This window comes from Nisaea sp., from assembly GCF_017640745.1.
Taxonomy (GTDB): domain Bacteria; phylum Pseudomonadota; class Alphaproteobacteria; order Thalassobaculales; family Thalassobaculaceae; genus Nisaea.
The window spans coordinates 1-605 of sequence record NZ_JAEPQA010000074.1; the positions used below are offsets into that span (position 1 = coordinate 1).

Here is a 605-nt window from a genome sequence, read left to right on the forward strand (position 1 = left end):
GGTGGAGCCGGAAGCGATCAGCTTGATGGCGGCGATGGCGACGACACGATCGATGGCGGCGCGGATAACGACACCCTGAGTGGCGGAGCCGGGAATGACAGCCTCGACGGCGACGCGGATGACGACATCCTTGATGGCGGCGCTGGCGACGACACGATCGATGGCGGTACGGGTGCCGACACTCTCGGCGGCAATGCCGGATCGGACATTCTTGACGGAGCGGCCGGTGACGACAGCCTCGATGGTGGCGACGGTGCGGATACTCTTTCCGGCGGCGATGGCAATGACGCTCTCGACGGTGGCGCGGGCGATGACAGCATCGAGACCGGATCGGGCCAGAACACGGTCTCCGGCGGCGCGGGCAACGACCTGATTTCCGGCGGCGACGGAAATGACCAGATCGACAGTGGCGACGATGCAGACACGGTTTCCGGCGGCGCCGGTGACGACACCATCGTCAATACCGGAGGCTCCGACAGCATCGACGGCGGCGCGGGCAATGACTCGGTCACGGGCGCGGATATCCAGGAAACCATCAGCGGCGGTGACGGCGACGACGTGATCTTCGGTGGCGGCGGTAACGACGTCATCGATGGCGGTACCGG

The 605-nt window shown here is 66.1% G+C and carries 1 protein-coding gene; it reads left to right on the forward strand.

Features of this window, described 5'->3' with window-relative positions; all coding sequences use genetic code 11:
• Positions 1-605 (forward strand): calcium-binding protein (locus JJ959_RS21290; protein WP_292888491.1); only part of this gene is annotated, 605 nt, incomplete at both ends.